14 protein-coding genes are annotated in these 21,158 nt (G+C 32.2%); 8 read left to right on the plus strand and 6 right to left on the minus strand.

What is annotated here, in order from left to right; all coding sequences use genetic code 11:
• Positions 1-190 precede the first annotated feature (190 nt).
• From ACNRYB_RS05455 to ACNRYB_RS05470, 4 genes are read left to right on the plus strand one after another with little or no spacing between them, the layout of a single operon-like run.
• The gene (locus tag ACNRYB_RS05455) at positions 191-1,540 is read left to right on the plus strand and encodes a serine hydrolase domain-containing protein (protein WP_473729462.1); all 1,350 of its coding nucleotides are present in this window, start codon (positions 191-193) and stop codon (positions 1,538-1,540) included.
• A gap of 51 nt (positions 1,541-1,591) precedes the next feature.
• Positions 1,592-2,113, plus strand: coding sequence for an ATP-binding protein (locus ACNRYB_RS05460; RefSeq protein ID WP_129745920.1), 522 nt, complete (start codon positions 1,592-1,594; stop codon positions 2,111-2,113).
• Positions 2,113-3,630: a PIN domain-containing protein gene (locus tag ACNRYB_RS05465; protein ID WP_129745921.1), complete on the plus strand. Its 1,518-nt coding sequence runs from the start codon at positions 2,113-2,115 to the stop codon at positions 3,628-3,630. The genes ACNRYB_RS05460 and ACNRYB_RS05465 overlap by 1 nt, the downstream gene beginning before the upstream one ends.
• A 3-nt stretch (positions 3,631-3,633) precedes the next feature.
• Entirely contained in the window at positions 3,634-4,017 is a 384-nt protein-coding gene (locus tag ACNRYB_RS05470) for an ASCH domain-containing protein (RefSeq protein ID WP_129745922.1), read from the plus strand.
• Between the two features lie 61 nt (positions 4,018-4,078).
• Here the strand turns inward: ACNRYB_RS05470 and sufD are convergent, their stop codons facing one another.
• From sufD to ACNRYB_RS05490, 4 genes are all read right to left on the minus strand, one after another.
• Positions 4,079-5,395 carry a Fe-S cluster assembly protein SufD gene (gene sufD, locus ACNRYB_RS05475; protein ID WP_129745923.1) on the minus strand — a complete coding sequence of 439 codons (1,317 nt, stop codon included), beginning with the start codon at positions 5,393-5,395 and terminating at the stop codon, positions 4,079-4,081.
• A 66-nt stretch (positions 5,396-5,461) separates the two neighbouring features.
• Positions 5,462-6,208 carry a Fe-S cluster assembly ATPase SufC gene (sufC, locus tag ACNRYB_RS05480; protein ID WP_029271512.1) on the minus strand — a complete coding sequence of 249 codons (747 nt, stop codon included), beginning with the start codon at positions 6,206-6,208 and terminating at the stop codon, positions 5,462-5,464.
• A gap of 120 nt (positions 6,209-6,328) precedes the next feature.
• Positions 6,329-7,777 carry a Fe-S cluster assembly protein SufB gene (sufB, locus tag ACNRYB_RS05485; protein WP_008466071.1) on the minus strand — a complete coding sequence of 483 codons (1,449 nt, stop codon included), beginning with the start codon at positions 7,775-7,777 and terminating at the stop codon, positions 6,329-6,331.
• An 85-nt stretch (positions 7,778-7,862) separates the two neighbouring features.
• Complete coding sequence (locus ACNRYB_RS05490) at positions 7,863-8,192, minus strand: HesB/IscA family protein (RefSeq protein WP_008466073.1); 330 nt, start codon at positions 8,190-8,192, stop codon at positions 7,863-7,865.
• 333 nt (positions 8,193-8,525) lie between these two features.
• Here ACNRYB_RS05490 and ACNRYB_RS05495 point away from each other — a divergent pair, with 333 nt between their 5' ends.
• Both ACNRYB_RS05495 and ACNRYB_RS05500 read left to right on the plus strand, forming a co-directional pair.
• Positions 8,526-9,446 carry a coiled-coil domain-containing protein gene (locus ACNRYB_RS05495; RefSeq protein ID WP_473729463.1) on the plus strand — a complete coding sequence of 307 codons (921 nt, stop codon included), beginning with the start codon at positions 8,526-8,528 and terminating at the stop codon, positions 9,444-9,446.
• 74 nt (positions 9,447-9,520) lie between these two features.
• Positions 9,521-10,378 carry an MBL fold metallo-hydrolase gene (locus tag ACNRYB_RS05500; RefSeq protein WP_129745925.1) on the plus strand — a complete coding sequence of 286 codons (858 nt, stop codon included), beginning with the start codon at positions 9,521-9,523 and terminating at the stop codon, positions 10,376-10,378.
• 84 nt (positions 10,379-10,462) lie between these two features.
• Here ACNRYB_RS05500 and ACNRYB_RS05505 read toward each other — a convergent pair whose 3' ends face one another.
• On the minus strand, positions 10,463-11,164 hold the full coding sequence (locus ACNRYB_RS05505; RefSeq protein ID WP_473729464.1) for a glycoside hydrolase family 78 protein: 702 nt from the start codon (positions 11,162-11,164) through the stop codon (positions 10,463-10,465).
• Between the two features lie 3 nt (positions 11,165-11,167).
• On the minus strand, positions 11,168-17,212 hold the full coding sequence (locus ACNRYB_RS05510) for a T9SS type A sorting domain-containing protein (RefSeq protein ID WP_473729465.1): 6,045 nt from the start codon (positions 17,210-17,212) through the stop codon (positions 11,168-11,170).
• A gap of 304 nt (positions 17,213-17,516) precedes the next feature.
• Between ACNRYB_RS05510 and ACNRYB_RS05515 the strand changes: the two genes are divergently transcribed.
• Both ACNRYB_RS05515 and ACNRYB_RS05520 read left to right on the plus strand, forming a co-directional pair.
• Positions 17,517-19,151, plus strand: a complete 1,635-nt coding sequence (locus ACNRYB_RS05515; protein WP_473729466.1) for a S8 family peptidase — start codon at positions 17,517-17,519, stop codon at positions 19,149-19,151.
• A 64-nt stretch (positions 19,152-19,215) separates the two neighbouring features.
• Positions 19,216-21,096 carry a M1 family metallopeptidase gene (locus ACNRYB_RS05520; RefSeq protein WP_473729467.1) on the plus strand — a complete coding sequence of 627 codons (1,881 nt, stop codon included), beginning with the start codon at positions 19,216-19,218 and terminating at the stop codon, positions 21,094-21,096.
• Positions 21,097-21,158 lie beyond the last annotated feature (62 nt).

Genomic DNA, 21,158 nt, shown 5'->3' on the forward strand with positions numbered 1-21,158 from the left:
AGTACTAAAACTAAATTTGTTTATACAGGAATTCTATAATTTCCTTTTATGATACGATTGTCAGATGTTGCAAATACTGATTCCGTAAAAATTGATGGGATTTTCTGAATTATCTGAAACAGAATTCTAAATTGAGTTCTAAAATCGTGAACATAAATTATTTATATTGCAATAAAAATACTAACTCACCATGAAAAAATTTCTCAAAGTACTTTTGCTTGTAGTGGTTCTTGCCTTTTTGTATTTCGGATTTACGACCTATCCGAAGCTTGATTTGATTTCTGGTTTCTCTGCAAAAAGTGTTGCGTCAGGGCATTTTATTGACAATCGTTCGTTGGATTTAATTCAGAAAACCGACAATGATATCAATTTGGTTGATTTGGCTAAAAACTCAATCGATGATGCTGGAAAATTTGCTATTTCTTCTGTTTACGGATTGAAAGAAAGAAAAGCCATTTATCGCGAAGGTCTTGGGGCAACTTTGATTAATGATGATTTTGATATTACAAAGCCATATCTGCTTCCAAAAAGAACAAAATTAGAAAACAATCTTCCTTTTCCATACGGAAACAACGAACCAAAAGATTCTACTTTCACGAATATTGATTATTCCAAATTGAAAAAAGCGGTTGATAATGCTTTTGATAAAACAGGAGGAAGAATTAAAAGAACTCGTGCAGTTGTGGTTTTATATAAAGATCATTTAATTGCCGAAAAATACGATACAGGTTTCAATAAAGACAGTAAAATTTTGGGTTGGTCGATGACCAAAAGTATAACAAGTTCGGCTTTTGGAGTTTTGGCTAAACAAGGAAAAATTGATATTTATAAACCTGCACCAGTTGCAGAATGGCAAAATGATGAACGAAAAAACATTACGCTCAACGATTTGCTTCACATGAATTCTGGTTTAGAATGGGAAGAAAATTACAGTACGATTTGCGATGCAACAAAAATGCTTTTTCAAGCCGAAGATATGGGAAAAGTGCAATTGGAAAAACCGGCTCAGTTCAAACCAAATACTCATTGGAATTATTCTTCAGGAACAACCAATTTATTGTCACTGATTTTAAGAAGACATTTTAAAACACAGCAAGAATATCTAGATTTTTGGTACAGTGCCGTAATCGACAAAATCGGAATGAACTCCATGATTGTTGAACAAGATATGTCTGGAACTTTCGTAGGTTCATCTTACGGATGGGCAACGCCAAGAGATTGGTCAAAATTCGGATTATTATACCTCAGAAAAGGAAATTGGAACGGAGAGCAAATCCTTGATGAAAGTTGGGTAAAATATACTGCAACTCCAACGAATACTTCGGAAGGTAAATATGGCGCACAATTCTGGCTAAATGCTGGAGGTAAATTCTCTGATGTTCCAAGAGATATGTTTTATTGCAGTGGATATCAAGGTCAAATGGTGGCGATTATTCCATCAAAAGATATGGTAATAGTGAGAATGGGAGTGAGAGAAGAAGAACCAGGATTTGATTTTAATGGGTTTTTGAAGGGGATTATTGAGAGTGTGAAGAAATAAATTTGTAATACATTTCGTTCTTTTTTGTAACTTGCTAAAAAAATATTAGTAATGAAGTCGTTTGATAACATATTTTTTATTGGTGGTATTCATGGAGTTGGAAAAGGAACTATTTGTAAAGAAATTGCTTATAAAAGTGAATTGATACATATAACGGCAAGTGAAGTTTTAAAATGGAGTGAAATAAGTTCTTCTGATAATAAGTTGGTAGAAAATATTTCTTCAACACAAGAAAAGTTAATTTTTGGATTAAATAATTTAGTCGATAGGGATAAAAAGTATTTACTTGATGGACATTTTTGTTTGCTGAATTCATTAAATGTTCCTTGCAAAATTGATGAAGAAACTTTTGATATTCTTAATCCAAGAGTGATTTCCATTGTTATAGATGATGTAGAAAAAATAGCAAAAAGACTAGAAAATCGAGATGATAAAAAATACGACATCAAAGTTTTGAGTGAATTACAGAATATGGAAATTGAATATGCAAAATATCTTTCGAGAAAGTATTCTGTTCCATTTATCGAGATTATGGATAATAATTATGAACAGTTATTAAATATCACTAGGTAATGAAAGTTTTGCTAGACACAAATATTATTATTCATAGAGAAGCAAATAAAATATATAAACCAGAAATTGGTCAACTTTTCAAATGGATAGATAATCTTAAATATTCAAAATACATTCATCCTCTGACTGTTGAAGAATTAAAAAGATATCAAGATCCAAATGCTCTCGACACTATAAGTATTAAAATCGAAAGCTATAATTTACTTAAACATCAAGCACCCTTAGGCGAAGAGATTCTAAAAATAAGTAAGAGAGTAGATAATCAAGAAAATGACATTAATGATACACAAATTCTAAACGAAGTTTATGAAGGCAGGGTTGATATATTAATTTCAGAAGACAAAAAGATACACACAAAAGCAAATTTATTAGGGATTTCGAATAAGATATTTAAAATTCAAACTTTTTTAGAAAAAGTAATAGCTGAACATCCTGAATTGGTTAATTATAAAGTTTTAGCTGTTAAGAAAGTTGATTTTGCGGAGGTTAATATTAATGACGAGTTTTTTGATAGTTTCAGACTTGATTATAAAGAATTCAATTCTTGGTTTAATAGTAAATCAGAAAACCCATGTTATGTTTGTTATAGTGATGGACATTTAACAGCATTTCTTTTTGTAAAGATTGAAAATGAAGAAGAAAATTATTCTAATATAAATCCTGTTTTTGAGCCAAAAAGACGATTGAAGATTGGAACTTTGAAAGTTACAGGGAATGGATATAAAATAGGAGAAAGATTTTTAAAAACTATTTTTGATAATGCAATTCAGTTTAAAGTTAAAGAGATTTATGTTACCCTTTTTACTAAAAGACCAGAGCAAGAACAATTAATCGACATGTTAGAGGAATGGGGTTTCGTCTATCATGGATTAAAAACAACAAAAAATGGAGACGAAAAAGTTTACATAAGGTCTTTTGAAAGAGAAACTCCAGTAAATCTGGAAAATCCAAAATTAACATTTCCATTTTTATCTAGAAAAACGGATAAATATATAATCAAAATTGAACCACAATATCATACTGAGCTTTTTCCAGATAGTATAAATACTAGGGAAGACATTAAGAAATATACAGAGAATGAGCCTCATAGAAATAGAATTAGTAAAGTATATATTTCGCATTCTTTTGATCGGAATTTGAAAACAGGTGATTTACTCATTATCTATCGTATGGGTGAAACTACTCCAAAAAAATATTCTAGTACCATTACTACTATTTGTATCGTTGAAAATGTGCAAAATAACTTTAATTCTTTTAAGGATTTTTTTGAAGCTTGCAATAGGCGGACAATGATTTCAAAAGAAGATTTGGAAACAAAATGGTGGAATAAATTTCCTAAAAACAGGCCATTTGTTATTAACTTTTTATATGCTCATTCTTTGCCGACTCCAAAACCAACTTTAGACGACTTGAATAAATTAGGTATTATTCCAGATATATTGAATATGCCTAGAGGATTTATTAAAATATCAAATGAGCAATTTAATGATTTGATTAAATTTGCATATAAACTATAACATATGAAAGTAGTACTATCAATTAAGCCCCAGTTTGCAAACAAGATATTTGATGGGACAAAAAAATTTGAATTCAGAAAAGCTATTTTTAAAAACCAAAATGTAACTTCAGTTTTGGTTTATGCTTCATCACCTGTTCAAAAAGTGATTGGAGAATTCGAAATAGAAAAAATATTTAATCTTGATCTTAAAGAACTTTGGGATAAAACCAAAGAATATTCAGGTATAACCGAAGATTATTTTTATGAATATTTCGAAAATAGACAGCAAGGGTTTGCTATTCAGATAAAAAATAAAAATAAATTTGAAGAACCTAAATGTTTAAAGACTGATTATAATTTAACGCCACCTCAATCATTTGCGTACTGGTCAAATGAAAAAAGATAAAAACAAAAACCGATAAACTTTTAAAGCTTATCGGTTTTCTAGTTTTCTAAAATAGAATTTATTACAAATCAAACCCTAAATTCACGCCTAATTTCATGGCAATGATTTTAGTAATTCTTTGTTTTAATTCCGGTATTTTGATGCTTTCGATAACGGCATTTGAAAATGCGTACATCAATAAAGCTTTAGCTTCTTTTTTCGGGATTCCGCGAGACTGCATGTAGAACATTGCTGTTTCATCAAGCTGTCCAACTGTACATCCGTGAGAACATTTTACGTCATCAGCAAAAATTTCCAATTGCGGTTTTGCATTGATAGTCGCTTTATCACTCAATAAAATATTGTTGCTTTTTTGGAAAGCATTTGTTTTTTGAGCTTCTTTTTCTACCAAAACTTTTCCGTTGAAAACTCCTGTTGAACGATCAGAGAAAATACCTTTATAATCTTGGAAACTCTCGCAGTTTGGCTGTGCGTGGTTTACCAAAGTATAATGGTCAACGTGTTGCTTATCATTTAAGATCGAAATTCCGTTAAGCGTACTTGTTAATCTCTCTCCAAAATGATAAAAGTTTAAGTTGTTACGAGTTAAATTTCCACCAAAAGAGAAAGTGTGCACATAAGCATGACTTTCTTGTTGTTGCGAAACGTAAGTATTGTCAATTAAATTCGCTTCGTTATTATCGTTTTGAATTTTGTAATAATCAACAATTGCACGTTTTTGAGCAAAAATCTCAGTAACAGAGTTTGTTAAAACCGGATTTTCATTCAAACTTTGGTGACGCTCAATAATCTGAACATGTGAATTTTCACCCACAATAACCAAATTTCTTGGCTGCACCATTAAAGCTGATTCTGCACCAGTTGAGAAATACATAATCTCAATTGGTTTATCTGCTACTTTTTTCTTTGGGATATTGATAAATGCACCTTCAATTGCAAAAGCCGTATTCAATGAAGTTAAACTATCATCTTTACTAGCAATTTGATTAAAGTACGTATCAATAACCATTTTGTATTTTGGTTTGGTCAATGCAGATGACATCAAACAAACGTCGATTCCGTCATGTGTTGTAGAAGACAAATGCGAACTGAAAACCCCATCGATAAATACTAATTTGTAAGTATCAATTTCGTGTAAAAAGTATTTTTTTACCTGATTGAATTCGATTGCATTTTCCTGCTTTGGAAAAACCGTAAAGTCATTTTTTAAGATGGCATTTAGCGATGTATATTTCCAAGCTTCTTCTTTTTTGGTTGGGAAACCTTTATTTTCGAAGTTTTTTAAAGCATTTGTGCGTATGTCATGTAAATCTGAATGTACATCGACACGCTCTTCAAAAGCCATAAAAGACGATACTAATTTTTCTTTTAAATCCATTTCTTTAGTTGTAAGTTATGAGTTATGAGTTATGAGTTTTTGCAAACTGTAAACTGTAACTGTAAACTAGTTTTCTGCTTTGATCCAATCGTAACCCTTTTCCTCTAGCTCGTAAGCTAGCTCTTTTCCGCCAGATTTTACGATTCTTCCGTTGTAAAGAACGTGAACGAAATCAGGAACGATATAGTCTAACAAACGCTGGTAGTGTGTAATTACGATAATCGCGTTTTTGTCGCTTTTTAATTTGTTTACGCCATTAGCAACAATTCTTAAAGCGTCGATATCAAGACCAGAATCTGTTTCGTCTAGGATAGCTAATTTTGGCTCTAACATTGCCATTTGGAAAATCTCGTTTCTTTTTTTCTCTCCTCCAGAAAAACCTTCGTTAAGAGAACGAGAAAGAAATTTACGATCGATTTCTAACAATTCAGATTTCTCACGAATCACTTTTAGCATTTCGTTTGCAGGCATTTCTTCCTGTCCGTTTGCTTTACGAGTTTCATTGATAGCCGTTTTCATGAAGTTAGTTACACTAACTCCAGGAATTTCTACAGGATATTGAAAAGAAAGGAAAACACCTTTATGTGCTCTTTCTTCTGGAGCTAAATCAGCAAGATCTTCTCCGTCAAGAATTACCTCTCCGTCTGTAACTTCATAATTTTCGTTTCCTGCAATAACAGCAGAAAGTGTACTTTTTCCAGAACCGTTTGGCCCCATTATCGCGTGAACTTCTCCCGCTTTAACTTCTATATTAATTCCTTTAAGGATTTCTTTATCACCAATTGAGGCGTGAAGGTTTTTTATTGATAACATCTTTTTTTTGTTTAAAGTTTCAAGTTTCAAGTTCTCAGTTGTGCTGAAAAACAAAACTTTGAAAAATCTTTTATTTTAATATGATATAAAATTCTTTTTTAATGGTTAAAAACTCGGTTCTTAACCTACAGATCCTTCTAAAGAAATCTCTAATAATTTTTGAGCTTCAACAGCAAATTCCATTGGAAGTTTGTTCAAGACATCCTTACTGAAACCGTTTACAATTAAGGCAATCGCTTTTTCAGTCGGAATACCTCTTTGGTTGCAATAGAAAACCTGATCTTCTCCAATTTTACTTGTAGTTGCTTCGTGCTCGATTTTTGCAGTTGGATTTTTACTTTCGATATAAGGGAAAGTATGTGCACCACAATTGTTACCCATTAATAATGAGTCACATTGAGAAAAGTTTCTTGCATTCTCTGCTCTTGGCGAGATTTGCACTAAACCACGGTAGCTATTTTGTGATTTTCCAGCCGAAATACCTTTAGAAATAATAGTCGATTTAGTGTTTTTACCTAAATGGATCATTTTTGTTCCAGTATCAGCTTGTTGGAAATTATTGGTTACAGCAATAGAATAAAATTCTCCTACTGAATTATCTCCTTTTAATACGCAAGAAGGATATTTCCAAGTTACGGCAGAACCTGTTTCAACTTGTGTCCAAGAAATTTTAGCGTTTGTTTCGCATAAACCTCTTTTGGTTACAAAGTTGTAAACTCCACCTTTTCCTTCTTTGTTTCCAGGAAACCAGTTTTGAACGGTAGAATATTTAATTTCAGCATCATCCAAAGCGATTAATTCAACTACAGCTGCGTGTAATTGATTTTCGTCACGGCTTGGAGCTGTACATCCTTCAAGGTAAGAAACGTAGCTTCCTTCATCAGCTATAACTAGAGTTCTTTCGAATTGTCCAGTTCCTGCTTGATTAATTCTGAAATAAGTTGAAAGTTCCATTGGGCATTTAACGCCTTTTGGAATATAACAGAAACTTCCGTCAGAGAAAACTGCTGAGTTTAACGCTGCGTAGAAGTTGTCTTTTTGAGGTACAACAGTTCCTAAATATTTTTTAACTAATTCAGGATGTTCTTTAATAGCTTCAGAAATCGGACAGAAAATAATTCCTTTTTCAGCCAAAGTTTTCTTGAAAGTTGTTGCTACCGAAACAGAATCGACTACAATATCCATTGCGATATTGTTCATTTTTTTCTGTTCGTCGATAGAAATTCCTAACTTTTTGTACATCTCTAATAATTCTGGATCAACATCGTCCAGCGTTTTATTAGGATCTACTTGTTTTGGAGCTGAATAATATGAAATTGCCTGAAAATCTGGTTTTTCATAACTTACGTTTGCCCATTCTGGTTCGATCATTTCTTTCCAAGCGCGGAAAGCTTCAATACGCCATTCGGTCATCCATTCAGGTTCTTCTTTTTTAAGAGAAATAGCTCTTACAATTTCTTCGTTTAAGCCAATAGGGAAAGTTTCAGATTCTATATTGGTATAAAATCCGTACTCATATTCTTTAGTTTCCAGTTCGATCTTTAAATCGTCTTCGGTGTATTTGCTCATTATTTTTGTTGTTGTCTAATGTTTTGAAGTCTAAAATTCGAAAGTCAATCGAAGTCTTTACAACTTGAGAACTTTCAGCTTTTGACTAAAGAGAAAATGATTCTCCGCATCCGCAAGTTCTGCTCGCGTTAGGATTATTGAAAACAAATCCTTTTCCGTTTAATCCGCCAGAAAATTCTAAGATTGTTCCAGCTAAATAAAGGAATGATTTTTTTTCAACAGCAATAGATATATCGTTGTCTACAAATATTTTGTCGTCGTCGTTTTTGGTTTTATCAAATTTTAACTCATATGATAAACCAGAGCATCCGCCGCTTTTAACACCAACTCTTACGTAGTCGTGCGCAGCATCAAAACCGTCGTCTTTCATTAAGTCGATGATTTTCTTTTTGGCAGTATCAGAAACTTTTATCATGGTTCTTAGATGTTTGTTTTTAATGAACATTTTACTTCTGTATAAAAATTATTACAGATTTAAAACGCTAATTTTCAATGTTAAATAGAAATTTTCTGCAAAGATACGACTTAAAAACCTTTTTCCATAACGGTTCACATTATTATAACAAATGAGAAAATAGATAATACTTATTTTGACAAAATCGTTCTTAAAAGCAGTTTCAAATTTACAGGAAAACCAATCTTTTGAAATTAAGCTGCAAATATCGCTCCTAAATGTTAAAAAACAAGTATTTCTACTGATTAAAGCCATTTTTTATTCAATTATTTTTGCAAAAAAATTGGAGTAATTATGAAAAAACAAAATGAAATAAAGTGGTTTAAACCCTTGTTTGCTATAATTTTTGTTTTAGGAGTAGGTGCTGTAGTCTGGGTTTTTAGCAGTGAACCTGATAAGAATAATAGCGAAGTAAAAGAGGAAAGTATTGCCAATACCATCTCAATTGAAAGTAAAGAAACAAGTGAGCAGAAGAATATTTTGGATTCTCTAAATACATTAAAAAATGCATACGATCAGGCTATTTTAGAAAAAACAGCTTTATCTAAAGAATTAGAGTTAGAGCGTAAAAATGTTGAGAACTTAGTCGCAATTATTAAAGCTTCTAATAATCCATCGGCGGAGCAGATTAAAGTTTATCGAAATCAGCTTTCAGATTTGAATGCATCATTAGAAAGCAGAGTTCAGGAAATTAAAAAACTGAAATCTCAAAATAAAAATTTATTGACCGAAATTGAAAGCCAGAATGTTGTCATGTATAAACAAAAGGTGGAAAACGACACATTGGTTTCTAAACAAAAAAAGTTAGAATCGACTTTAAAAGATGCTTCAAAATTGTATCTAAGCAATTTTAAAGCAATTGCGCTTCGTGAAAAAAGTTCTGGAGCCGAATTGGAAACAACGAAAGCAAAAAATACCAAAAAGCTTAAAATTAGTTTTACTGTTAATGGAAATGCCGTTGCAAAAACAGGAAAAAGAGTTTTTTATGTTCAGGTTTTAGATCAGAAAAACACTGTTTTAGGTGATAATAAACTAATTGAATTTGGTAATGATAAAGCGCTTGTTTACAGTTTTATAGTAAGTACAGATTTTCAGGGCAAGTCGGTAAATGCGTACGGAATTTTAAATGCAGATCAGTTTAAGAAAGGAACTTATTTTGTGAATTACTTTGATAAGCAGGAAATAATGGGAAGCACTTCGGTAACTTTAGAATAAAAGTTTTTTTGACTTTAAAATTTAGCAAAAGGAGTTTGAATTTTCTAGCTTTGTTCTTTTAGAAAATTATTCTCATGAAACTTTACCCAATAGAATCCGGAAATTTTAAACTAGACGGAGGCGCAATGTTTGGTGTTGTTCCGAAGACAATCTGGAACAAGACAAATCCTGCCGATGCTAATAATTTAATTGATATTGCTGCTCGATGTTTATTGATCGAAGACGGAAATCGTCTTATTTTGATTGATACAGGAATGGGCGATAAACAATCAGAAAAGTTTTTTGGGTATTATTCGCTTTGGGGTTCGCATTCTTTAGATAAATCTTTAGCAAAATACGGATTCAATCGAGATGATATTACGGATGTTTTTATGACGCATCTTCATTTTGATCACTGCGGAGGAAGTGTTCAATGGAATGCCAATAAAACGGGTTATGAGCCAGCTTTTAAAAATGCTAAATTTTGGACAAACGAAAATCATTGGGAATGGGCAACAAAACCTAATGCCCGTGAAAAAGCATCTTTCTTATCTGAAAATATCCTTCCAATGCAAGAAAGCGGACAGTTGAATTTTATTGAAAGACCTGAATCTGATTTTGGTTTTTCGGCAGCACTTGGTTTTGATATTTATTATGTTGATGGCCACACCGAAAAACAAATGATTCCGTACATAAAATACCAAGATAAAACGATTGTTTTTTGTGCCGATTTATTAGCAACAGCGGGACATATTCCCCTTCCGTATGTAATGGGTTACGATACACGACCTTTGCTGACAATGCCGGAGAAATCAAAATTCTTGAATTTGGCAGCAGATAATAATCATTATTTGTTTTTAGAACACGATGCACACAATCAAATTATTACTGTTGAACATACCGAAAAAGGGGTTCGATTGAAAGATGTTTTTACTTGCGAAGAGATTCTTTAAGCAAAATATATTGAACGTAAAAAATCCCATTTTCACATGAATGAAAATGGGATTTTTGATTTAACTAATTGTAATTTTCAAAGCCTAGTTTGTTTTAAACTTCCAAACTTGGCCTATGGTTTCACCGCCTTTATTGTCTTTGACAACGACTCTCCAGTAATACTGAGTTGTCGGCTGAAGCGTAATCTCAAATGATTTTGAACTTGCATTCTCACTTACTTTTGCTGTTGGCGGATTTGTAGTTCCAAAATAAACATCATAAGTAAGAACATCAGAAAGATCAACATCAGAAGCATTCCAAGTTAAAGTTGCAGTTGACGTGCTCAAGGCTGCATTGATTGCTGGAGCAATCAATTCTGGAGCAAAAGGCAAATGATTCACTACAGCTGTGCCAGCCGTATAAAACTTAAATGTTGAAGAATAAGCACTAGATAATCCTTTAGCATCTGTTGCTTTAACTCTCCAATAATAAGCTGTATTTTTCTCTAAAGCTAAAGCACTGGTAGAAAGAGACGAATTATCAAGCGTATTGACGATTTGAGCAAATCCGTTATCTTTTGCAATTTGAATCTGATAAACGATTGCATCTTTTTGCGCATCAGTTGAAGCATTCCACTGAAAAGAAACAGTATTGTCTAAACATAATTTATTGTCAACCGGAAGAGTTAAAACAGGAACAGACGGAGCTGTATTTTCTACTGGAGGATTAACTGGGTCATCTCCGCCGCCACTTCCGCAGGCCGTAAATACTAAACAGATTATTGATAAATATATAGAGTTCTTCATTTTTTATTTTTTTATGATTTTAATGTATTCTGGAGTTTCCAAGTTGATTTTAGCAGCATAAATTCCTGAAGGCAATTTTTCAAGATTTAAAAGCGCTCTTCCATTTTCAATATTATAAGTTCCGTGAGAAACCAATTGACCGCCAAAATTGTATAAATCAATGCTAACTTCAGTTTTTGTACTTGGAATTTCGATTTCGATACTGCCAGAAGTAGGGTTTGGATAAGCAGAAAGCATTGTGCCTAATTCATAAGAAGTAACTTTTTTAGCAAAAATGCCTTCGCAAGCTTTTGCGGTTGCCACTTCAACTAATCCAGCTTTATCTAGAGAAACTGTAAAATTGTTGTCTGTTGTCTGAAATTGTGCTGTACCATCAATAAATACAGTAAAAGGAGCAGTTCCTTCAGTGATTTCAACATTTAGATTCTTTGCGCTTACATCAGATTTTCCTGTAATAGTTGCGCCTTTTTGAATGGTTACATTGAAATTTTGTTCGAAAATCATTTCAGGAATGGTAATCTTAATTTTGTAAACTCCTGGAGTTAATGCAGAAACTTTTAAAGCATTATTTGTAAAAGTGTACGATTTGTCGTTTATCATTGCATTGTAAGCAAATGAAGCTTTTCCAACAATACTGATTTCTCCGTTATTTTCACCTAAACAAGATTCTCCTTTAGTTTCTACAGTAAAATTGCTTGGAGCTAGAACTAATTCGCCAGTACATTCTGTGTTGTAAGTTGCTATTTCATCTTTACTAGTATTCCAATTAGTATTAGCATAAATTACATCATCGACAAGAATGCAATTTAATTTTGAGTTTTGACGCATACTAACAACAGCTATCGAGCTATTTTTTCCGTTTTTTAAATTTAAATTTGTCAATTGATTACTGTCTAAGTTTAAAGTATTTATTGCAGAATTTTTAGTTATATCAAAAGAGGTCAGCATATTGTCATAAAGAAAAACGGTACTTAAAACTTTATTTGTAGAAATATCAAGAGTTGAGAGTTTATTGTATTGCAAATGCAATGAAGTTAACAAGGTATTATTGCTAAGATTTAGACTCTCTAGATTATTTTTGCTTGCAAATATTGATACTAATAAAGGGTTTTTAGAAAAATCAACTGTTGTAAACTGGTTCTCAGCAATGTCTACAGCTTTTAAACTTGCGTTGTTTGAAAGGTCTATTGATGTTAGAAGGTTTTTTGAAACCGTTAAATTGGTTATGTAAAGATTCCCAGCAATATTTAAATCGGTTAGTTTATTATTATAAACAGATACTGTTTCCAACGCTTCATTTTTTGAAAGATCTAATGCTGAAAGCTGATTGTTGCTTCCAGTTAAACGAGTTAAATTAGTATTTGCTGAAAGATCTATTGATGTTAAATCATTCCTAGAAAAATCTACTGATTTTAATTGACTGTTTTTTGACAAGTTCAAAGTAGTTAATTTATTATTTGAACAGTCTAAAGTTTGTAAGTTTACGTTCTTAGAAACATCTAAATTAGTCAATGCGGCAGAATAACAATATAAAGTTTCTAATGCTGTACAGTCTTCAATACCTGTTAAATCAGATACTTTCAGACTGCCGTCGCTAACATTTAAATAGGTAACTTTTAAAAGACTTTTGGTAAGTACTTTTCCGTTTTCACCATCTGTGTCAATGTTTTTAGCAATTAATATTTTTTCAAAATTTGGATCAGGTATCAAAGTGTACTTCCCGTTTACAGGACATGCTTCAGAAGAGTATGTTGCAGTTGCATCTTTTGCAATCCAATTATCATTTGAGAATGCGGCATCGTCAACTTGAATACAAAGTAAGTTCGGATTTTCTGTGAAATTTCCAAAAATTACTCTTTCCATATTAGCATTGTTCCCGTTTTTCAAGTTTAAGTTGTATAACTCATTACTTGCACAGTCAATTTCTTTCAGCATTGTGTTTTTAGAAACATCTAAACTTTCCAATTTATTAATACTAGCACTTAATGCTGTTAGTTTGGTATTTCTTGAAAGATTCAAAACCGTAAGAGCATTAGTGCTACAGTTTAAATTAGTTAATTCTAATTGATTAGACACATCCAATGTTGTAATTGTATTATTACTACAGTTTAAATTACTCAATAGATAATTATTGGAAAGATTTAAAGCCGTGATTTTATTTGCACTACAGTTTAAGGTTGCTAATTTGTAGTTTGCAGAGACATCTACAGAAGACAATTGGTTTTTGCTTACATTTAAATTGGCCAACAATTTATTATTAGTAATATTAATTGTCGTCAATTTGTTATCAGCAGCATCTAATGAAGTTAACGCAGTAAAATCTTCTAATCCTGTCAAATCAGTAATATTACTCTTTGATACGTTTAGAGAAGTTACCGCATCAATGCTATAAGTTGCTACTTTTCCGTTTGGACCATCTTTGTCAATTCCAAGAGCGATTAATTTATTCTCAAAATTAACATCAGGAATTAATGTAAAAGGTTCTCCATTTGGACATGTTGCTGATGAAAAACTAGCAGTTACGTCTTTTAATGTATTCCATTTTTCGTTTGAAAAAGCCACATCATCAACCTCAATACAAGTTAAATAAGGGTTTCTTTTGAAGTCTGAGTAAGTAGTATTTATTAAACTATTAGCTCCGTTTTTCAAATTCAAATTGTATATCTTATTATCGTTTACATATAATTGGGCCAGTTTGCTGTTTTTAGACAAATCTAAGGTTCTGATCTGATTTTGAGCACATTGTAGTGCCACTAAAAGCGGGTTGTTTGAAACGTCTAGGGATGTTAGCAAATTGTCGTAAATAGATAAATAATCCAATTTTGCATTTTGAGACAAATCGATGGTTTTTAGATTATTACTACCTAAATATAACCTGCTCAAGATCGTGTTTTTAGAAAGTTCTAAAGCGGTTAATTGATTGTCTCGAACATCTAATGTACTTAAATTTGTATTTTTTGAAATGTTAAGATCTGTAAATCGATTTCCTTGTATTTTTAAAGATCCTAATCTTGTGTTTTTAGAAATATCAAGCGTAGTTAATTTATTATAGTTTAAGCTCAAAGCCCATAAAGAAGTATTGTTTGATACATCAATTTCAGTTAGTTGGTTATTGTCAAGATCTAGAATAATTAATGCAGTATTGCTAGAAAGATCAATTGTTTTAATATTATTATTGTTTGCATTAAGTGAGGTCAAAGCTCTAAAATCTTGGATACCAGTTAGATCTGAAACTTTATTATTTGTGTCATTTAAGGTTAAATCTGTTAATGTTAAAATGCTCAAAGTACGTACTTTTCCATTTTCCCCATCTTTATCTATACCCTTAGCAATTAATATTTTTTCAAAATTTAAGTCCGGAATTAATGTTTGCTGTTCATTTAGCGGACATGCTTGAGATGAATAACTTGCACTTGCATCTTTTGCAATCCAGTTTGCTTCAGCAAATGCTGCATCATCAACCTCAATGCATACTAAATGTGAGTTTTCGGTGAAATTGCCGAAAATCATACGCTGCATATTTGCGTTATTACCGTTTTTCAAATTAAGATTGTGCAGGTTATTAGAAGCACAGTCAACTTCTTTTAGACTCTTGTTTGCAGAAAGATCTAAGCTTACTATTTTGTTAAAACTTGCGCTTAAGTTGGTCAGTGTTGTATTATGAGATACATCTAATGAAAAAAGAGTGTTATTGCTACATTTTAATTCAGTTAAGAACGTATTGTTTGATACATTTAATGCAGTCAAATTATTTTTAGAAGCATCTAATGAAGTTAAAGAAACAAAATCCTGAATTCCCGTTAGGTCTTTAATGTTACTGTTAGATACATTTAAAGAAGTAAGATTAAGTATCTCAGAAGTTAAAACTTTACCATTTTTACCATCTTTGTCAATTCCTTGTAGAATTAATGCCTCTTCAAAATTTGAATCAGGGATTGTGGTATATGCAAGTACTACATCGCATGAAGAAGAATAAGTCGCAGAGGCATCTTTTAATGTTGCCCAATTTGCATTAGAGTACGCAACATCATCTACTTCAATACAGCTTAATCTTGTATTTCTAAAACCTCTATAGTTTGAGGTGTTTGTTATGAAGTTTTTATTATTACCATTTTTAAGGTTTAAATAAGACAAATCGTTATTATAACCGCAAGAAAATTTTGCTATTAAAGTATTTTTCGAAATATCTAACGATTTAAAATCGTTTTGATCACAATTAAGAGTCACTAACTGTAAGTTTTTAGAAATGTCTAGTAATTTTAAATCATTAAGTTCAACATCTAAATTCTTTAAAGCAGGATTGTTTGTGATATCCAAAGTTTTGATTTTGTTATTGTAGCAGTAAAGGCTTTCTAGTGCAGTGTTTTTAGAAACATTAATTACTGTTAAAGGATTTTCTCCACAACCTAGTGTTTTTAATGCTGTATTTTGAGTAACATTAAGTTCAGTAATTGCATTTGATGAAATTATTAATGTTTCTAAAGCCAAATTTGAACTCACATCAAGCTTAGTAAGCTTATTATTGCTTAAATTTAATTCTGTAAGATTTACATTCTGCGATACATTAATTTCAGATAGGCTTCTAGTTCGGCAAATGAAAGATGTAAGTTGAGTAAAAGGAGTAATATCAAATTTAGTTATTGTACTGGCTTTCGAGAATGCCGTAAGTTCTAATTTTTTTAAGTTTTTAAAAGATTCTAAACCTGTTACATCGGTTACATTCTCGATGTTAAGATTTAGTTTTTCGGTAGCTAAAACTTTAGATTTTAGAATTTTACCGTCTACTACACCGTCCAAACTATTAGTCATTAAAGCTTTTTCAAATTCTGGATCAGGTATTATAATGTATTCGGGAGTTTGGCAAGTTAATGAGTAATCAACATTGCTTCCTTTAAATGATTCCCAGTTACCAGTAGAATATGCTACATCATCAACTAGAATACAATATAAGCTTGGAGTATAGTTTAAGTTTATTTTTTTTATCAGAGTGTTTTGCCCATTCTGAAGATTTAAGGTTTCAAGTCTGCTATTGTCTTGAGATTGTATAGTATTTAAAAGCGTATTTTTACTTAAATCCAAAGACGTCAAAAGATTTCCATTTACATACAGATATTGTAATTTTGTATTAGAAGAAAGATTTAAACTGCTTAGTTGGTTACTACTGCAATATAAATCTATTAAGTCTGGAAGAGCAGAAACATCTAAACTAGAGAGCTTATTGTCGGCGCAATATAAATTGATAAGTTTAGTATTTTTAGAGACGTTTAAACTTGTTATACTATAATTTGAATCACATCTTAAGGTTGTTAACTCTACATTTTTAGACAAATCCAATGTTGTCAATTTATTCGACATTGTATATAACTGAGTTAACGAAACGAAGTCTTCAATCCCTGTTAAATCAGTAATATTACTGGTTGAAACATCCAATGATGTTATTGTATTAATATTGCTTGTTTGTACTTTTCCATCAGGCGCTCCAGAATCAATGCCTAAGGAAATCAATTTATTTTCAAAATTTATATCAGGAATTTTTGTGTATTGTTCTGTTCCCGCTACATATACCTGAACGTGGTCGATCAAAACAGTGAAAGGAGCATTATCAAAACTAAAAGTAGAAATTGATAAATCATATGAAAGATTTGCATCAGGGGTAAAAGTTGCTTCTTTTTCATTCCATAAATTGTTGGTAGCAATAGTGCTTGACGATAAAGTACTAGAACTTCCGTTTTTTGAGATGTTTAATGAAATAGGATGGCTTCCATTATAATTGTTATCTGCGTACAGGTACTTAAATTTGATTGTATAAGTAACACCTGCTTGTAATGGCACTTGCGCAGTAATTTTAGGAGAAGCACTTATATATGATAATTCTGCACTAAAAGCCCCTTCATAATTGGCACTTCTTCTGGAGACACTATTTTCCGTGGTCCAGTCTTGAAGTGTAAATCCCGCCCAAGAATTAAGTCCGCCATTTGGGACCAAATTAATTTGGGCATAAATAGAAAAATTCGTCAATAAGAATAACAAGAGTAGTTTTGTCTTCATAGAATAAGTTTAGAATTAGGTTGCGCAAGTATAGGTTAATAAAATGGGCAAACCTTACGTGAAGCCGTAAAGACTATATTATTTGTTTATTTTTTACCATTCGCACACAAATAATTGCATTTAAGTATATTTCTAATTTATGGCATTTATATTTATAATGAATTGATAGGTAAATGTTTGCAGATGTTATAGTTTTCAGTATTTTTCATCAAAATTTCATAACACATTGTTAACAGTTAGCTTTTTGTAACAAAAAAGCATAATTTAGACCCATCTTTTAACTTTACTTAATATTTAAACATACATGAGTCATATAAAACCCCTTAAATTATCTGCTTTTGCAATGCTTGTTTTAGCAGGATGCAGCGCTACAGTTCAAGCGCAGGTTTCTACTTCAAAAGAGTTTATTACAGCGCCTGCGGCAGTTGTAAAAAAAGTGCCTGTTAGCGAAAATGAATTAAAAAGATGGAGCCATCTAGATTTAATAAAAGACTCTATTCCGGGAATGAGTGTTGACAGAGCTTATGCTGAATTACTGCAAGGTAAAAAAGGGCAGAAAGTAATTGTTGGAATTGTAGATTCTGGTGTCGATATCGAGCATGAAGATTTGCAGGGAATGATTTGGACAAATAAAAAAGAAATTCCAGGAAACGGAATCGATGATGATAAAAACGGATTTATCGATGACGTTCACGGATGGAACTTCCTTGGAGATGCTGTTCATGAAAATCTAGAAATGACACGTATCGTAAAAAAAGCTGATGATGGTTCTCCAGAATATAAAGCAGCTTTGGCGCAATACACAGAGAAATATGAAAAAGCTTTAAAAGATAAACAGCAAGTAGACTTTTTGCTTGAGGTTCATAATACTATTAAAAAAGAGCTTAATAAGTCAACATATAAAATAGAAGACTTAAGTGCAATTACTTCTACAGATCCGAAAGTGGCAAGAAGTAAGGCAATTATGACTCAGATTTTTACAAATGCAGGGCCAACTTTTGATCCCGAAGCTGATTTCACAGAATACAAAGAACAAGTTGACGATCAGTTAAACTATAACTTGAACAAAGATTTTGACGGAAGAAAAATAGTTGGTGATAATCCAGAAGACATTAAAAACAATCATTACGGTAATAATGTAGTTTTTGGTCCAGATAAAGAAAAAGCACTTCACGGAACGCACGTTGCGGGAATTATTGCTCAAATTAGAGGAAATAATTTAGGTGGAGACGGAGTAGCAACAAACGTTGAAATTTTGACTGTTAGAGCAGTTCCAGATGGAGACGAGTACGATAAAGATATTGCTTTAGCAATTCGTTATGCAGTAGACAATGGAGCAAAAGTAATCAACGGAAGTTTTGGAAAAAGCTTTTCTCCGCATAAACAATGGGTTTATGATGCTATTGCCTATGCAGCTAAAAAAGACGTTTTAATTGTTCATGCAGCAGGTAACGATGGTTACAATATTGATGAAACTAAAAACATCAATTATCCGAACGATTCTAAAGACAACGTAAAAGAGTTTGCGGACAATTTAATTACTATCGGAGCTATTAATAAATCTTATGGAGAAAACGTTGTGGCACCATTCTCAAACTTCGGAAAAATAAACGTAGACGTTTTTGCTCCAGGTGAAGAAATCTATGCGACAGTGCCAAACAACAAATACAAATATTTGCAAGGAACATCAATGGCATCTCCAAATGCAGCAGGTGTAGCCGCTTTGATTCGTTCTTACTATCCAAAATTAAAAGCCGCTCAGGTTAAAAAGATTTTGATGGACTCTGGAGTAGCACTTCCTTCAATGGTTGTTTTGGGTGAAAGCGAAAATCCAGATGAAAGTCCAAAACCAGTTTCTTCTGTAGAATCATCAAAAACGGCTAAGATGGTAAATGCTTACAACGCTTTATTAATGGCTGAAAAGATGTCTAAAAAATAAACAATAATACACTATTAATCCAATGGAAGGGCGAGAGCTCTTCCATTTTCTATTACATATTAACATGCGAAAAATTATTTTACTTTCTTTCCTAAGCTTAGGTTTTAATTCGGCTTTTGCACAAAGCGCCCCATATTGGCAGCAGCACGCTGACTATAAAATGGAGGTTTCGATGGATGTAAAAAACTATCAGTACAAAGGGAAACAAGAATTGGTTTATACCAACAACTCTTCTGATACTCTAAAAAAAGTATTCTATCATTTATATCCAAATGCTTTTCAACCAGGAAGCGAAATGGATGCGCGTCTTCATTTTATTAAAGATCCAGACGGAAGAATGGTAAACAAAGTAAAACAAGCTGACGGAAAAGAAGTAAAACAAAGCCGTATTGAAACTTTAAAACCTAACGAAATTGGGTATTTAAAAATCACAAACTTCAAACAAGATGGTGTTACTGCTCAAACGAGAGTTTCAGGAACAATCTTAGAAGTGACTTTGGCAAAACCAATCCTTCCAAATTCTAAAACGATTTTTACATTAGATTTTGACGGACAAGTTCCAGTTCAGATTCGTCGTTCAGGAAGAAACAATTCTGAAGGAGTTGAACTTTCTATGTCACAATGGTATCCAAAATTAGCTGAATTTGATTTTGAAGGATGGCACGCAGATCCTTACATCGCAAGAGAATTTCATGGCGTTTGGGGTAATTTTGATGTAAAAATTACAATCGATAAAGATTATACAATTGGTGGTTCAGGATATTTGCAAGACAAAAATTCAATTGGGCATGGTTACCAAGATGCAGGTGTAACGGTTACATATCCTAAAAAAGCTAAAACAATTACATGGCATTTTATTGCGCCAAATGTTCACGATTTTACATGGGCTGCTGACAAGGAATATACACATGATATTATAAAAGGACCAAATGATGTTGATTTGCATTTCTTCTACAAGAACAACGAAAAAACAACGGCAAACTGGAAACAATTAGAGCCGTTAATGGTTAGGGTAATGGAATATTACAACCAGAGAGTTGGAGCTTATCCATACAAACAATATTCATTTATTCAAGGTGGAGACGGTGGAATGGAGTACGCAATGTGTACTTTAATGTTAGGAAACGGAACTCTAGAAGGAATTCTAGGAACTGCAACGCACGAATTAGGACACTCTTGGTTCCAACACATTCTGGCTTCAAACGAATCAAAACACCCTTGGATGGATGAAGGTTTTACAACTTACATCGAAGACAGTGCTTTGAATGAATTAAAAGGAGACAAAAAAGAAGTAAACCCTTTTGCTGGAAATTATAAAGCATATTACAGTTTAGTAAATTCTGGAAAAGAACAGCCACAGACAACTCACGGAGATCGTTATGATGAAAATCGTCCTTACAGCATTTCTTCTTACGTAAAAGGAAGTCTTTTCCTTTCTCAGTTAGAATATGTAATTGGAAAAGAGAATGTTGATGCGACTTTAAAAAGATATTTCAACGATTTCAAATTCAAACATCCAACTCCAAACGACATTAAAAGAACAGCTGAAAGAGTTTCTGGAGCAGAGTTAGACTGGTATTTAATTGATTGGACACAAACTACAAATACGATCGATTACGGAATTAAAGACGTTGCTGATAATGCAGGAAAAACAACAATTTCTTTAGAAAGGATTGGAAGAATGCCAATGCCAATCGATTTAAAAGTAGATTATACAGACGGAACATCTGAGGCATTCTATATTCCGTTAAGAATGATGAACTTCATTAAACCAAATCCAAATCCGAACGAAAAAAGAACAGTTCTAGAAGATTGGGCTTGGGCACAGCAAAACTATAGTTTTACAATTGACAAAAACAAAACGTCAATCAAAAAAATCACTATCGATCCAAGCGGATTAATGGCTGATGTAAAACAAACAAATAATGTTTTTGAAGTGAAGTAAAGATTCAAAAATTTCAAATAAAAAAATCCAAAGCTAGTTTCTGGCTTTGGATTTTTTTATTC

Source organism: Flavobacterium sp. CR10, assembly GCF_055814415.1.